At 65.1% G+C, this 14,592-nt stretch carries 13 protein-coding genes; 2 read left to right on the forward strand and 11 right to left on the reverse strand.

Annotated elements, in window-relative coordinates:
• Window positions 1–15: 15 nt before the first annotated feature.
• The 7 genes from KI242_RS13085 to KI242_RS13115 all read right to left on the reverse strand — a co-directional run bounded on the left by KI242_RS13085 (window position 16) and on the right by KI242_RS13115 (window position 7,825).
• Complete coding sequence (locus tag KI242_RS13085) at window positions 16–1,779, reverse strand: FAD-dependent oxidoreductase (RefSeq protein ID WP_015635200.1); 1,764 nt, start codon at window positions 1,777–1,779, stop codon at window positions 16–18.
• Between the two features lie 119 nt (window positions 1,780–1,898).
• Window positions 1,899–4,109, reverse strand: a complete 2,211-nt coding sequence (locus KI242_RS13090; RefSeq protein WP_161466982.1) for a hypothetical protein — start codon at window positions 4,107–4,109, stop codon at window positions 1,899–1,901.
• Window positions 4,100–4,300 carry a hypothetical protein gene (locus KI242_RS13095; RefSeq protein ID WP_161466983.1) on the reverse strand — a complete coding sequence of 67 codons (201 nt, stop codon included), beginning with the start codon at window positions 4,298–4,300 and terminating at the stop codon, window positions 4,100–4,102. Before KI242_RS13095 ends, KI242_RS13090 begins: the two co-directional genes overlap by 10 nt.
• A 51-nt stretch (window positions 4,301–4,351) precedes the next feature.
• On the reverse strand, window positions 4,352–4,510 hold the full coding sequence (locus KI242_RS13100) for a hypothetical protein (RefSeq protein ID WP_174394982.1): 159 nt from the start codon (window positions 4,508–4,510) through the stop codon (window positions 4,352–4,354).
• A gap of 249 nt (window positions 4,511–4,759) precedes the next feature.
• The gene (gene ppnN / locus KI242_RS13105) at window positions 4,760–6,133 is read right to left on the reverse strand and encodes a nucleotide 5'-monophosphate nucleosidase PpnN (protein WP_011060748.1); all 1,374 of its coding nucleotides are present in this window, start codon (window positions 6,131–6,133) and stop codon (window positions 4,760–4,762) included.
• Window positions 6,134–6,358: 225 nt separating this feature from the next.
• Window positions 6,359–7,024: a suppressor of fused domain protein gene (locus tag KI242_RS13110; RefSeq protein WP_212806236.1), complete on the reverse strand. Its 666-nt coding sequence runs from the start codon at window positions 7,022–7,024 to the stop codon at window positions 6,359–6,361.
• Window positions 7,025–7,075: 51 nt separating this feature from the next.
• Window positions 7,076–7,825, reverse strand: a complete 750-nt coding sequence (locus tag KI242_RS13115; RefSeq protein ID WP_212806237.1) for an NAD-dependent deacylase — start codon at window positions 7,823–7,825, stop codon at window positions 7,076–7,078.
• A 182-nt stretch (window positions 7,826–8,007) separates the two neighbouring features.
• Between KI242_RS13115 and KI242_RS13120 the strand changes: the two genes are divergently transcribed.
• Window positions 8,008–8,412: a response regulator gene (locus KI242_RS13120; protein ID WP_011060751.1), complete on the forward strand. Its 405-nt coding sequence runs from the start codon at window positions 8,008–8,010 to the stop codon at window positions 8,410–8,412.
• Between the two features lie 33 nt (window positions 8,413–8,445).
• On the opposite strand, the gene KI242_RS13125 is transcribed toward KI242_RS13120, so the two are convergent.
• Complete coding sequence (locus tag KI242_RS13125) at window positions 8,446–9,315, reverse strand: oxaloacetate decarboxylase (RefSeq protein WP_011060752.1); 870 nt, start codon at window positions 9,313–9,315, stop codon at window positions 8,446–8,448.
• A gap of 437 nt (window positions 9,316–9,752) precedes the next feature.
• Between KI242_RS13125 and KI242_RS13130 the strand changes: the two genes are divergently transcribed.
• Window positions 9,753–10,880: a saccharopine dehydrogenase NADP-binding domain-containing protein gene (locus KI242_RS13130; protein ID WP_011060753.1), complete on the forward strand. Its 1,128-nt coding sequence runs from the start codon at window positions 9,753–9,755 to the stop codon at window positions 10,878–10,880.
• Between the two features lie 7 nt (window positions 10,881–10,887).
• Here KI242_RS13130 and KI242_RS13135 read toward each other — a convergent pair whose 3' ends face one another.
• From KI242_RS13135 to KI242_RS13145, 3 genes are all read right to left on the reverse strand, one after another.
• Window positions 10,888–12,213, reverse strand: a complete 1,326-nt coding sequence (locus KI242_RS13135; protein ID WP_212806238.1) for a hypothetical protein — start codon at window positions 12,211–12,213, stop codon at window positions 10,888–10,890.
• A 117-nt stretch (window positions 12,214–12,330) separates the two neighbouring features.
• Window positions 12,331–13,278, reverse strand: a complete 948-nt coding sequence (locus KI242_RS13140) for a sensor domain-containing diguanylate cyclase (RefSeq protein ID WP_011060755.1) — start codon at window positions 13,276–13,278, stop codon at window positions 12,331–12,333.
• A 3-nt stretch (window positions 13,279–13,281) separates the two neighbouring features.
• Window positions 13,282–14,271 (reverse strand): response regulator, encoded by a 990-nt coding sequence (locus tag KI242_RS13145; RefSeq protein WP_011060756.1) that lies wholly within the window; start codon window positions 14,269–14,271, stop codon window positions 13,282–13,284.
• Between the last annotated feature and the right edge of the window lie 321 nt (window positions 14,272–14,592).

Raw genomic sequence — 14,592 nt, forward strand, 5'->3', positions numbered from 1 at the left:
ACCCGTCCTGGCGGCTCAGCCGCGGGTGGCCTCGGCACCAGGATCCAGCGGCACTTCGTAGTCACTGACCCCGGCCGCATGGCGCCCGGCGATGTAGCCGAAGGTCATGGCCGGCCCCAGGTTGATACCGCCGGAGGGATAGAAGCCGCCCATCACGCTGGCCATGTCGGTGCCTGCGGCATACAGCCCGGGGATCGCCGTGCCGTGCGAATCCAGCACCTGGGCCTGGGCGTTGGTCTTGAGCCCGGCAAAGGTGCCGAAGCTGCCGGGCAGCACTTTCACCGCGTAGAAAGGCCCCTGTTCGATGGGCGCCACGCAGGGGTTGGGCCCGGGATACAGGGCGTCGCCCTGCTTGCGATTGTAGGGCGTCGAGCCGCGGCCGAACTCGGGGTCCTGGCCGTTGCGGGCATGCTGGTTGAATGCCTGCACCGTGGCCGCAAGGCCCTGGGGGTCGATGCCGCACTGGCTGGCCAGGGCCTGGATGGAGTCGGCCCGTACCAGGTAGCCGCTGCGCACCAGCGGCCCCACCGGCAGGGGGAAGGGCCGGGCATAACCCAGGCCGTAACGGCGCTGGAAGCGGTGGTCGCAGATCAGCCAGGACGCCACTTCCTCGCCCGCGGGAACCGCCTCCAGCATGGCCGCGGTGTAGTCGTAGTAGCCGTCCGCCTCGTTGACGAAACGCTTGCCGTTGGCCAGCACGCCGATCAGCCCGGGTTTGGCCCGGTCGATGATGTGGGGAAAGTGGCCGATGCTGCCGTCGGCATGCCGCACCCGAGAGACGGGGGCCCAGGCCACCGGGCTGGCAAGGTCCGTGGCCAGCACGGCACCGGCCTGTTCGCCGAGGCGGATGCCGTCGCCGCAGCAACTGCGCGGCGGCAGGGCCAGGTGCTCGTCCGGCCCCGGGGCACGGGGAAACAACGCCTGGCGGCGGGGCAGGTCATTGGCGAAGCCGCCGGCGGCCAGCAGCACTCCACGCCGGGCGCGGATTTCCCGCGGCCCCTCAGGCGTGTCCACCAGGGCGCCCTGCACGCCCTGGCTATCGCGCAGCAGCGAGCGGGCCGGTGTGGACTCCAGCAGGTTGACCCCCAGGTCCTCGGCGGACTTGCCCAGCCGGCCGATCAGCGCCACGCCGTTGACCAGGTGCATGGCCCGGCCGTGTAGCGCCAGGTCCCGCAGGTGGCGGGCAAAGCGCCCGGCCACATGCAGCAGCGACCTGAAGGAACGGGTCATGCTGAGAAAGGCCCCCAGGTCGGCCCCGGCCATGATCGGCATGCCCAGGAACGAGGTTTCCCGCAGGGTCTTGCGCAGCCGTTTGAGCAGTGGGCCGATGGCCCGGGCGTCATACGGCGCGGCGATCACCTGATGGCCCTCGATCCCGGCCCCGGGCACCTGGCCGTGGATATCCGGGATGCCATTGCCGTCGACGAATTGCAGGGCCGTGTGTTGTTCGAAGAAGGCCACCATCTGCGGCCCGTTATCCAGAAAGGCGTCGATGCGTGCGGCATCGTAGCGCTCCCCCAGCTCATGCTTGAGGTAGGTGCGCGGTTGCTGCGGGTTTTCATGGATGCCGGCGCGGCGTGCCAGGGGATTGCCCGGCACCCACATCCAGCCGCCGGACCAAGCGCTGGCACCGCCAAAAGTGGAATCCTTTTCCACAACTATCACCTTCAGGCCATGCCACGCGGCGGTCACCGCACAGGCCAGGCCGGCGGCGCCGGAGCCGATCACCAGCAAATCACAATCCAGGGGCAGGAGGGTTGCAGCGGGAACGTCGCTCACAATGACAGGGCCTTTTTCGATCAGTGAGATAAAATGGAACTGTGTTCCATTATTATGGAAAACTATTCCACACTGCTCAGGACGCTGTCAAACCGTCCCGGAGTTTCAGGCTACGGTTCTCAGGACGGCATCGAGCGCAGCCACGCCAGAACCCGATGGGCGCCATGGGCCAGGGCGATTTGCCAGCAATCGGCGCCTTCGCGATCCTGGCGCTGTGGCTCGCCGCCGGCCGCGAGCATGGCCTTGAACAGCTCCAACTGGTCGTCTTCGGCCGCCAGCATCAGTGGGGTCCGGCCGGCGCAGGGGTAGTCGTGGACAGCGTTGGGGTCGGCACCGTGATGCAGCAGCAGTTGCGCGATATGCATCAGTTGCCCGGGGTCGCAGCGTTCACTCTGCAGTTCCAGGAGCATTTCTAGCACCTGTTGATACAGCGGGTGCCCGGGTGGTATGGGCATCCGTTGCCCGAAGGTTCCGGCGCTGCTGCCCAGGGTCCGGCGCAGGACTTCGCGGCTGACCGGGTCCTGTTGCCCGATCCTTTCGAGTACCAACTCCAGTGTCTTGTCCGGGCGTTGCACCTGGCACAGCTTTCCGAGGCAGTGATACAGCGGGGTCAGCAGCGGATACAGCCCTCGCGCGTCGGCCGAGGCGCCCATCTGCAGAAGTCGGGCCGCCAGTTCGGCATCCCCCATGTCGATGGCCTGTATCAGGGGCGTCAGTTGTTTTCTGTGGGTGCGGCGGTCGAGGGTAGCGACGGCATGAGGCCGGGCCAGGAGCAGGTCGAGGGCGCCGCGCTGGTTTCTATCGTGGGCGTATTGCAGGGCGCATAGCAGCGCCGAGCCAGCGGCCTCGTCGCCCGGGTTGACGTCGGCGCCGGCCTGCAACAGCGCACTCACCGCATCGGCCTGACCTTCGGAGGCGAACCACAGCAATTGCGGATAGCGACGCTTCTGGCCGTCCAGGGCATGCACGGTGATCACCCGGTCGGGGCGCTTCAGGTCCACCTTGATCCGGGCGATCTCGGCAGGGTCGAAAGCCAGGAAGGGCCGCTCCACCTGCAGTTCCTGGCGCTCGGCCTGGGGGAACAAACCCTGCGGCGGGAACAGCCGTGCGAAGACCTGTTTCAACTGAATGATTTCCCAGTCACTGATCACCGGGCCCTGCTCCATGCCCTGGGTGCTGAACAGTCCCAGCACCACGGCCTGATGTTTCATGCGCTTGAGCAGGATCTTGTCCTCCAGCGCCGCCGCCAGGCTCAGGGCTTCCTCCAGCAGGCCGAGCTGCAAGGGCCCGGCGCGATACAGGGCCGCGTCCAGGGCCTTGGCGTAATGCCGCAGGGCGGCAGGGGAGTTGCCCGAGAGCAACTGCCAGCGGCCCTCGTACCAGGCACTGAAATAGCCGGTGCGGTGATCTTCGTCATAACGGGTTTGCAGGGTGATGAAGTCGTCCAGCATCTGCCGGGTTCGGGCCTGGCAGGTACTGTCCTTGTCTCGGCTCGGGTCAAGGTGTTCGCTCAGCCATCGGGCCCCGGGTTTGAGGATATTCAGGCGCTGGCCGGCCGCCAGATTCAGGCGCCGCAGCGCGTGCCGGCCGCTGTCCGGGGTGGGCATCAGCAACAGGGCCTGCAATACCGGCTGGCGAAAAGCTCCGCGCCCGGCGCCGAGCAGCTGTTGATCGAGGTAGCCAAGGGCCCGGCCAATCACCAGCCAGCGCCCCAGGTTGCGCACCAGCAGGGGCGGGCTGGCGGCCTGTTCCAGGGTCTTGAGCAGGACCTTGAGGCTCGACAGGTCGGCCAGCCGTGTGCCGTTGTGCCAGCGGGCCAGTTGGTCACGGGCATCCTTGCTCTCGGGATACAGGCGCTGGGCCAGTTGCTGGAGCGAGTCGCCACTGTGCTGCTGATACCACTGCAAGACCTGCCCGAAGGCCGTCTGGTCCGGGTCCAGCAGTTGCCCCAGGTTCGGGCCGCCGAAGCGTTGCTGCAGTTGCTGGAGGAAGCCGCCGACCAGGCCGGCATAGTGTTCGACCAGTACCGGTAATGCCTGCTCGCGGCTCAGGCTATCGAGTTCCACGTTCTTGATCAGATCCAGGTAGTGCGCCTGCAGATAATCGATGAAGGCTTCCACGTACTGGGCGAACTCGCAGTCCAGCTGGGCCAGGGGTTCGATCAGCAGGTCACGCTTGATCGCGGGAAACAGGCTCCAGTCGTGATCGCTGTCTGCCAGCCTGGCCAGTTGCTTGCGCCGCGTTGGGTCGCTGGCCTTGGTATCGAACGCGGCGGTCAGCAGTTGGTAGCACTCACCCAGGCTGGGAAAGGGGGAACGGGCTATCGGCATTCGAGCCTCCGCAGCATCAGTTTGAAGTTTTGCAGTGCCCGGCAGTCGCTGGGTGTGCAGGGCACCGGGATCGAGCCCTTGCCTGGGGCAGTGAGCTTCCCATGGCATTTGCCATGATGGAACAGCCAGCCCAGACGTAATTGCTGGCGGACCAGCCGGGCGATGTCCTTGTCATTGCTGTAATGGGTCATGTCGGCCTCCTGGCCTGACCCCACCGGCGAAGGCCGGTGGGGGCGAGAGGATCAAGGATTGGCGTTTTTTGCCGCGGCGCGTTCGGCCCGGGCAGCGAAGCTGTCCGCCGCCACCTGGCCGTTGCCGGCCTTGGCGGTGGTGCTGGCGATGCGCGAAGCTGCCGGCTGGTTCATCGGCGAGGGCTTGGCAGAAGGGGCTTTTTTAGCCATGTGAGTCATCTCCTTTAGGTACCGCCGGAAGTGGCAGTGAGGCGATAGTACTCAGGCAGTGAATGATGGGCGGCGGCGCCGGTGGCGCAAAAAAAACGAAAAATACTTACCCCGAGGCACGGCCCGCCAGAGGGGCGTTGCAGTGGCATGGAGCAGGACGGGACGCGTGGCGAACGGTACAGGCCGGGCAAAAAAAAGCCGCGTTCCCAGGCAGCGAACGCGGCGTTGTTCAAGGCGGCAGGGCAGGGCTCAGTTGACCACGCGGTAGCACGGTACGTAGGCGGCGCCGCCGGGCAGCTTCATGCGGTGCTGCTCGACGAAGGCTTTGAGCAGCTGGTCCAGGGGCTGCATGATCGCCGGGTCGCCGTGGATGCTGTACGGGCCTTTCTGCTCGATCAGGCGGATACCCTGGTCCTTGACGTTGCCCGCGACGATGCCGGAGAACGCACGACGCAGGTTGGCCGCCAGTTCGTGGGGCGCCAGGGCATGGCTCAGTTGCAGGTTGGCCATGTTCTCGTGGGTCGGATCGAAGGGACGTTGCAGGCTCTCGTCGATCTTCAGCAGCCAGTTGAAGTGGAAGGCGTCGTTGCGTTCGCGGCGGAACTGCTTGACGGTCTTGAGCCCCTCGGTCATCTGCCGCGCCACTTCCGGCGGGTTGTCGATGATGATCTGGTAGTGCTGGCGCGCCGCTTCGCCCAGGGTTGCCAGGACGAAGGCGTTGAGCTGCTCCAGGTAGGGCGCCGCGCTCTTGGGGCCGGTGAGGATCACCGGGAAGGGCAGGTCGCGGTTGTCCGGGTGCATCAGGATGCCCAGCAGGTAGAGGAACTCCTCCGCGGTGCCGGCGCCGCCGGGGAAGATGATGATGCCGTGGCCGACGCGGACGAAGGCTTCCAGGCGCTTCTCGATGTCCGGCAGGATCACCAGCTCGTTGACGATGGGGTTCGGCGCCTCGGCGGCGATGATCCCCGGCTCGGTCAGGCCCAGGTAGCGGCCGCCGCTCATGCGCTGTTTGGCGTGGGCGATGGTCGCGCCTTTCATCGGGCCCTTCATCACGCCCGGGCCGCAGCCGGTGCAGATGTCCAGCTTGCGCAGGCCCAGTTCGTGGCCGACCTTCTTGGTGTATTTGTATTCTTCGGTATTGATCGAGTGGCCGCCCCAGCACACCACCATCTTGGGCTCCACGCCGGGGCGCAGGGTGCGGGCGTTGCGCAGCAGGTGGAAGACGTAGTCGGTGATGCCCTGGGAGCTGTCCAGGTCAATGCGCTGGCTGTCCAGTTCGTTCTCGGTGTAGACGATGTCGCGCAGGGCGCTGAAGAGCATTTCCCGGGTGCTGGCGATCATCTCGCCATCAACGAAGGCATCGGCCGGTGCGTTCAGCAGTTCCAGGCGCACGCCGCGATCCTGCTGGTGAATGCGCACTTCGAAATCGTGGTAGGCGTCGAGGATGGTCTTGGCGTTGTCGACGTGGGCGCCAGTATTGAGGATGGCCAGGGCGCACTGGCGGAACAGGGTATAGATGCTGCCGGAACCGGCGGCGCTGAGCTGTTGCACTTCACGTTGCGAGAGGGTCTCCAGGCTGCCTTTCGGGCTCACCGAAGCATTGATCACTTGTCTTTGCGGCATTCATCCATTTCCTGAAAGCGTCGCCACCGCACCATGCGCGGCCAGTGGCGAAAAAATAGCGGGGCAGTGAACAGAGCCACCGGTACGGGGCTTGGTTTCCAGCGGCAGGGCAAGAAAGCAAACGTCGTCGCGAGATTGTTCGCTGCTTGAATCTACCTCATGCGGGCCTGGCGTGGCGGGAAAAATGACGATCCGCCCTGGTCGTGGCGGATTTTTCACCGGCCTTCAGCCCAGGCTGGCTCGGGTCGGGTCCAGCACCGGCGCTGCCCCGGCCAGGGCTAGGCGCTCCATCAGGGCCGGGTAGCCCTCGGCCTGGCCCCAGGCGTGTTCGGCCAGGGTCAGGCCGATGATCTGCAGAAATCCGAAGCGCCCGCTCAGCAGTTGCCGGGGGCCGGCAAAACCCGGCGCGGGGATGAACAGCAGTGCCTGCAACAGGCTGTCGCCGCCATTGATCGGCTCGCCGGTACGCATGCGGTCCCATTCGCCAAACGGCGGCTGCTCGCCACAACGGCCGGCGGCCAGCAGCAATTGGTAGGCGCAGAAATTGCGTAACAGGCGCAGGGCCCAGGGTGACTGTTCGCGGGTTTCCAGCAGTAGTTCGTGGCCCATGCCGGATTCGCCATCGGCATCGGGCCGGGCATCTTCCCAGGCATTGGACAGGCCCGAAGTGACGTATAGCCAACTGCTGCGTCCGGCATTGGGCGGTGATTCGAAGACCCCGTGGCTGAGCCAGCGCGGATCGACGTCGTGCTGGCCAAAGACCTGGCTGAACAGCGCCATGTCCAGGGGATAGATTCCCGGGCCCAGTGCGCCGAACAGCGCCGGGTAGATCTGTTCTTCACGTTGCGCCCAGGCGGCTTCGAGCCATGAAGAGTCGGGGGATTGCGGCATGTGAAAGCGTCCTTGAACAGAAGCGGCGGCCCGGCTTGAGCTGCCAGGGAATCAGGCAAAGGCCTGGCGCAATAGTTCCGGCAGCAACTGCCCGGCCTTGCCCTCCAGGCTGTATTCCTCGGCGCCGGTGCAAGCCTGGGGCTGGGGATTGATATGCACCACGCAGGCGCCGTGCTGCAGCGCCAGTTGGGGAATTCGCGCCGCCGGCTGGACCAGCCCGGAGGTGCCCACCGACAGCAGCAGGTCGCATGCTTCGGCGGCGTTGAAGGCGGCCTTGAGGGTTGCCTGGGGCAGGGGTTCGCCGAACCACACCACCCCGGGCCGGATCTTGCCGTTGCAACCGGTGCAGCGCGGCGGCTCCAGGCTGGCGCCCTGTTCCGGCAAGTCCGGCAAGGGCAGTTGGCCCTTGAACGGGCGGTTGCAGGCAAAGCACTTGGGGGTGTGCAGGCTGCCGTGCAAGTGCAGCACCGAGGGGCTGCCGGCGCGTTCGTGCAGGTCGTCGACGTTCTGGGTGATCAGGGTCAGGCGCGGCACCCGCCGGGCCAGTTCGGCCAGGGCCAGATGGGCTGGATTGGGCTGGGCCTGGAGCACTTTCTGGCGTCGCCATTCATACCAGCCCCAGACCAGCGCCGGGTCTTCGCGAAAGGCTTGCACGGTGGCCAGGCGCGCCGGATCGAAGTGTTCCCACAGGCCGGTCAGGGCGTCACGAAAGGTCGGGATGCCGCTTTCCGCCGAGACCCCGGCACCGCTGAATACCACCACATGCCGGGCCAGGGCCAGGCGCTTGGGATCGAACTGCATGGTTGAAGATGTTCCTGCCGTGGGTGAAAGAACGGGGCGCCCGCTTCCGCGTGCGGATCGGACCGGTACTAAAAACGCGCCGGCCTTGCAGCGTAAATGAATTTATCGTCAAGGCGCCGCTCATAACTCTTGTCAGCGGTCCTGTGTGTAGCCGCCTCAATCCGTCAGGGAGTGTCACCCTCATGAACCCAGCCACGCCAGTCAATCCCGGCGCCCAATCCCGTTTGATCCTGGTGGTGGAGGATGAGCCGACGGTGCTGGAGTTTCTCTGCGAGATCCTGCAGGACGAAGGGTTTGCCACCCAGGCGATGGACAGCGCGGATCGGGCCTGGGAATTCCTGCAGGAACAGGCCGCGGACGTGGCCCTGCTGCTGACCGATATCACCATGCCCGGCACCCTCAATGGCGCGAGCCTGAGCAATTTGTGCGGCGAGCGCTGGCCGCAGTTGCCGATCGTGGTCATGTCGGGTTTCGAGACCCCCGAGAGTTCCGGGGTGCGTTATCCGGTGTCCTTCATCCGCAAGCCCTGGACCATCGGGCAGATCCTCGACTGCGTGGAAGGCGCGCTGAAATCGGCCCAGGGTTGAGGCGTGGCGCCTCACCCCGGCCAATCGCCGGTGTTACTCCTTGACGCTCATGAACTCCTTGGCCCAGACGATGTACTCCTCGGGCTGGGTGTAGGTGTGGGCCAGCTCGGTGGCGCTCAGGTCCGACGCCTGGGTGAAGATCTGCCGCTGCTCGCGCAGGCAGTCGTAGGTGGCCTTGATCGCGGCGAAGTAGGCGGCATGACCGTCCACGGCGATCTTCACGCCCAGCTCGGCCAGGCGCGCATCGTCCCGTAGCGCCGGGTTGCCGTAGGTCACCAGCATCAGCGGCACGCTCAGGTGCTCGGAGATCTGTTCCAGCTGTTCGAAATCACGGATGCCCACCATGCAGATGGCGTCGGCGCCGGCACGCTCGTACTGCTGGGTACGGCTGATGATTTCCTGCACCGGAAGGATGCCGGCGTTGGTCCGGGCGATGATCGCCAGTTCCGGATCAACCCGGGCTTCCAGGGCGGCGCGGATCTTGCCGACGCCTTCGGCCACCGAGATGAGATCGGTGGATTTGCGCCCGAACTGGGCCGGCAGCAGGGTGTCTTCGATGGTCAGCGCGGCAATGCCGGCGCGTTCCAGTTCGACCACGGTGCGCATCACGTTCAGCGCGTTGCCATAGCCGTGGTCGGCGTCGGCGATGACCGGCAACTGCGCCACGCGGCCGATGCGGGTGGCCTGTTCGGCGAATTCACTGAGGGTGATCAGGGCGAAGTCGGGGGCCGCCAGCACTTGCAGCGAAGCCACCGAGCCGCCGAGGATGCCCACTTCGAAACCCAGGTCGGCGGCGATACGGGCAGACATCGGGTCGAATACGGAAGCGGTGTGGTAGCAGGAGTTGGAAGCGATCAGTTCACGGAAACCGCGGCGCAAATCTTGATGGGAAAGCCTGGACATAACAGCTCCGAGATAGGATCGAGAGATCGACCTTGAGGTCGAGTCAAATTTTGCAATCAGTTCCCTTGGCGAGCCGGGGAAAGAGCGGCTCACAGCGAAACGTTAGTTGGGCAGATGAAGATGAAACAAGGTGGGTAGCAAGGCGTCTTTATCCCGTTCGGTTGCGCGAACCGACGGGTTTATTATGCGAGGCCGACATAGCAGGACGAGGCTATCACGCTCCAGGGCCGTAGATGATGAGGATTTTGCATAGCATTATGCCGGACCGGCATTGGCATTTTTTTTCTAACTGAATATTACAAGCACTTGCCAGGGGCGTTTCGGGGGCATGTCGAAGGTTGGCGGGGGCTTGTCGAGCGCTGGCAAATCCACCAAGCTGCCGCGCCTCGAATGGCAGCGTTCACGCTGCGCAACGGCTTAGTTCAAGGATGCAGGCAATGGCGCTCAGGGTGTTGGTGGTGGGTGGTTATGGCAATTTCGGCAGCATCGTCTGCCGCTATCTGATCCATACCCCTGGGGTGCATCTGCTGATTTCGGGGCGCGACCCGCACAAGCTCGCGGCCAAGGTTCAGGCCTTGCAGGCTGAAGGCGGGCAGCCCTGCGAAGGCTGGTGCGGCGATGCCATGGGGCCGCAATGGGTGCCGGCGCTCAAGGCCCTTAAGGTGCACTGGGTGATCCATACCGGCGGGCCGTTCCAGGGCCAGTCCTACGCGGTGGCCCGGGGCTGCATCGAGGCCGGGGTCAACTACTGCGACCTGGCCGACTGTCGCCAGTTCGTGCGCGGCATTGGCACTCTGGATGAGGCCGCCCGGGCCGCCGGGGTGACGCTGCTCAGCGGCTGCAGCTCGGTGCCGACCCTGTCGGCGGCGATGATCGATGAGCACCGTGAGCGTTTTTCCCGCATCGAGCGCATCGAGCACGGCATTTCCTCCTCGGCGAAGATGCCCGGCCTGTCCACCATCCAGGGCGTACTGGCCTATGCCGGCAAACCCATCCTGCAACTCAAGGACGGCCGGCCGCACCCGGTGATCGGCTGGCAGGGCCTGACCCTGCGCAAGCTGCCCAGGCTGGGCACGCGGCTGGTGGCCAATGTCGATGTGCCGGACCTGGATCTGTTCGCCGAGCGCTACGGTGCCCACACCCTGAGCTTCCAGGCCGGCGCCGGGCTGAAGATCGCCGGGTTGGCCAATGCGCTGCTGGCCCAGGCGGTGAAGCTCGGCCTGGTGCGCGACCCGGCGCCCTGGGCGGCGCGCCTGCATCGCTGCGGCACCTGGTTCGAAGGTTTCGGAGATGGGCTCAGTGCCCTGTACATCGACGTGCACGGCCTGGGCCAGGACGGCCAGCCACTGTCGATGAGCGTGCAGCTCACCGCAACCCATGACCACGGGCCGGAGATTCCCAGCTGCGCGGCGGTGGCGGTGGTGCACAAGCTGCTCGCCGGCCATGTGCCGGCCCCGGGGGCCCGGTCCAGTGCCGGCGAGGTCAGCGTGGAGGAGTACCTGCGGGCGATCGACGATCCGGATCACCTGCAACTGCAAGTGAGTTTCTCGCGCCCGCCGGTTTAACCCCCGGTCACCACAGCAGCGGCTTGGCGAAGTCCTTCCAGAACAGCCAGCGCTGCACTTCGAGGTGCTCGCCGGTGCCGATCTGCCAGTCCGGGCGCCCGGCGTCCAGGTCAAGCTTGACGATGATCCCGGCATAGGTGGCGGCCACCAGGGTCTTGCCATCGGGGCTGATGTCCATGGCGGTGAGGGTCGAGCCGATATAGTGCTGCCAGCGTTCCTCGCCGTTTTCGCTGAAGGCCCGCAGGTAGCCGTAGGCGTCGCCGATGATGAATTCGTCGCCCCGTGACGCCGCGGCATACACCCGGGCACCTTCCTGCAGCACCGGGGTGCGCGCATCGTCACTGTAGAAATCGGTGGACAGCCCTGGCAGGTCGGCCACCGCCACTCCCACGCTGGCACCGCCATAGAAGTGGCAGGCATTGAGCAGCAGGCGATCGCCGCGCTGGTTGAAATGGGCGAAATGCGGGTACTCGCTGGCGGGGCCGATCTGCGCTACCCGTTGCAACCTTGCATCGAACACCAGGTGCGAGCTGCTTTGCTCGCCCACGGCGATCCACTGGCCATCGGGCGACACCGCGCCATGCTCCATGCTCAGGCCGATGCCCAGGTCCTCGGGGGCGACGCCATCGGCCAGTTCTTGCTGCAGGTCTTCCAGGCTCGGCAGCAGGCGCGTGGCGCCCTCGGCCTGCAGGACGAAGATGCCGTCGGAGCTCACCAGCAGTACCCGGCGCCCGTCGGGGAAGGGAATCAGGCTGCTGGGGCGAGGGCGCCCGGTGTCTTCAAGCGCCACCCCCGCCGGCAGGTTCGCGTGGGGATCGGGCCAGGCAAAACTTGCCACCTCTGGCCCGTTCCAGCCGTCGGTGAGCTGGATGCCGTCCGCCCGGGCCCAAGCGAAATAGCGCCGCTGGGGGCACATGCCGAAGCCTTCCACCTGCTCCAGGGTCTGGATCCTTGCGTCGTCGATATGCACCACCTCGCCAGCCTCGTAAGGTGCGCCGATGCGCGCCAGCAGGCTGCCGTCCGGCAACAGGGCCAGGGTCGGAATCATCCGTCCCTGGCTTTCCAGGCGTGGCGACAATGGGAAGTGCGCCGGCGGCCACTCCTGGCGGAATGCCTGGCGCCGGGCTGCGTCGTAGGGCTCCTGGTTGCTCGCTTCCAGGGCCGCCTGCCAGTCTGGCAGCAGGTGCTCGGTATCGGGCAAGTGCGGTTCCTTCAAGCCCTTCCAGCCGTCGCGGTTGCCGGTCTCGACATAGCGATTGATGTCGCGGGCATAGGTCAGCACGGCTTGCTGCCATTGCTCTTGCGGGGAGTGGTTCGAATTCGACTGGGACATGCGCGCAGGACTCCTTGTGGCGCTGGGAAAGGCGTAGCAGACCGGGGGATGGACCGGAAAAGCGCGCAGTTTATCCCTCGGGAGCGAGTTTTTTTCAGGTTTTTCCAGTGCTGCCGTTCAAGGCGCGTAGGTACTGACCCGGTTGCGCCCGGCGCGCTTGGAGGCGTACAGCGCCTGGTCGGCCCACTCGATCAGGCAGCGATGATCCCGGGCCGGACGGTCGAGGCAGGCGATGCCCAGGCTGATGGTGAAGGCGATGGCCTGGCCGTTGTGGATCACCTCCTGCTCTTCCACCGACTGGCGCAAGCGCTCGGCCAGGGTGCGGGCCCCGGCAAGGTCGGTGTGGGGCAGGAGAATGGCGAACTCCTCGCCGCCATAGCGCCCGGCCACGTCGCTGTCGCGCACATGCTGGTGGATCAGCTCGGAGACGCGCTTGATCACTGCATCGCCGGCCTGGTGCCCATGGCGGTCGTTGATAGACTTGAAGTGATCGATGTCCAGCATCAGCAGGGCGATGCTGCTGCCGTGGCGGCTGTATTCGAACTGCAGGCGCTGTTCCCAGTGGCCGCGGTTGTAGAGCTGGGTCAGGTGGTCGGTGCGCGACAGGTGCTGCAACTGCTGGTTGGCCTTCTGCAAGGCCAGGCTGTTGATTGCCACGTCGGTCAGGTCGTAGATCACCAGGCAGACGTGGTGGATCTCGCTGTTGGAGGAGCGCAGCGGCAGCAGGGTGGTGTTCTGGTACATGAACTCGCCCTGGCCGGTGATCGGTTGGTAGTTGTTGAAATGCACCAGGTACGGCCGCTGCTTCCAGATGGTGAAGGCCGGCGTGCCGAGGGCCACCACGCGCCCCACCTTGCGGGTGAACCAGGGGCGCTCGACCTCGGGGAACAGCTCGAAGAACGACTGGTCGATGGCCTGCTTGGAGGGCACCCCGGAGCGGTTCTCCATGAAGCTGTTCCACACCTGGACCCGGCACTCCAGGTCGAGCACGACGATACCCACGTCGATGCTCTGGACCACCGCCAGCAACCAGTGCAATTCACTGAAATCCATTCTCTTGGGCATGGCTCAACTCATCAGGTAGGCGAGCTTCTGTTCCAGCAAGGCCATGGAGCCTTCGGTGAACAACAGCAACAGGTCGAAGTGGATGTTCTGTTCTTCCAGGCTGTAGCTGATCTCCACCGCCTGGGTCTTTTTCCAGCGCTGCTGGTTGAGCACGATCAGCTCGTCGATGGTGGTGTGTTCCCCCAGTACCTGGGGATGGCCCACGGAAAAGAACACGTCCAGCTGGTCGGCGATGCTGCTCAGGCAGGCGCCGATCAGCACGCTGGAGAGGTCGATCAGCACTTCCATTTCCTGGTAGGGGTCGGTGCCTTGCTCTATCAACTGGGCGATGTCGGCCACTTCGGAGTCGTAGAACATCAGCAAGGCTTCGCCGGCGATGCCGCTGCCGATGTAGCTCTGGCAGATGGCGGTCAGTTGCCGGGCGCGGTTGGCATCGGCCAGCAGCATCTGCAACTCGCCGGCTTCCAGCACATTGACGTGGGGAATCGGCAGGTGCACGAAGACATCCAGGACCTTGGCGATCAGCGCCGCGGCGTAGCCCATGGAAACGTTGACGGTTTCCCGGAAGGCGTCGCGAAAGGTCACCACCGGTGCTGGCGAAGGGGCTGCCAGTGGCTTGGCGTCAGTGCTGTCCAGCAGTTGCAGTTCGTTGAGCAGGGCGCGCAGTTGCTGCGGGTCGAAGGGCTTCTTGAGGAAGGCCCGGGCGCCCAGCTCGCGGGTGCGGCGCACGGCTTCTTCTTGAATGTCGCCAGAGATGACAATGATCTGCGCCTCGATGCCTTCTTCCTGCACCGCACTCAAGACCTGGTAGCCGTCCATCACGGGCATGGTCAGGTCCAGCAGCGCCACCTTGCCCAGCCCGCGGCGCAGGGCTTCCAGGCCTTCGCGCCCGTTGCAGGCCTGGGTCACGGACACCCGCCACTCGCTGGGCAAGGTCCGCAGCACCTGCTTGCGGGCCATGCTCGAGTCATCGCAGATGAGGAGGGGGATCATCGGTATCGGACGCTCATTCGAAAAAACCCGTAAGGGATAGTGTTCGGTAATAGGGCGAGTTGCCGCTTTATAGTTGTGCTGTATCGGGCTGTCCGTGCCGCGCCGCACTATAGTTCCCTCGGCAATAAAAGAACAAGTAGTGATGGCTTCGGTTATTTGCTCCAGATCATTGTCTGCTGCAATTCAAGCAGGCCTGGGCATGTAACTTAGAGTTGTTGCAGAGCAGCAGTTAAAAGGCCGCGGCGGCCCGTGGCGTGGGCTGTGGCAATAAACTGAGAGGCCTCTGTAAGCCTTGATATAGACCGATTTTTCTATCGGGGT

The sequence above is a fragment of the Pseudomonas sp. Eqa60 genome (assembly GCF_018326405.1).
In the GTDB taxonomy this organism is placed as follows: domain Bacteria; phylum Pseudomonadota; class Gammaproteobacteria; order Pseudomonadales; family Pseudomonadaceae; genus Aquipseudomonas; species Aquipseudomonas protegens.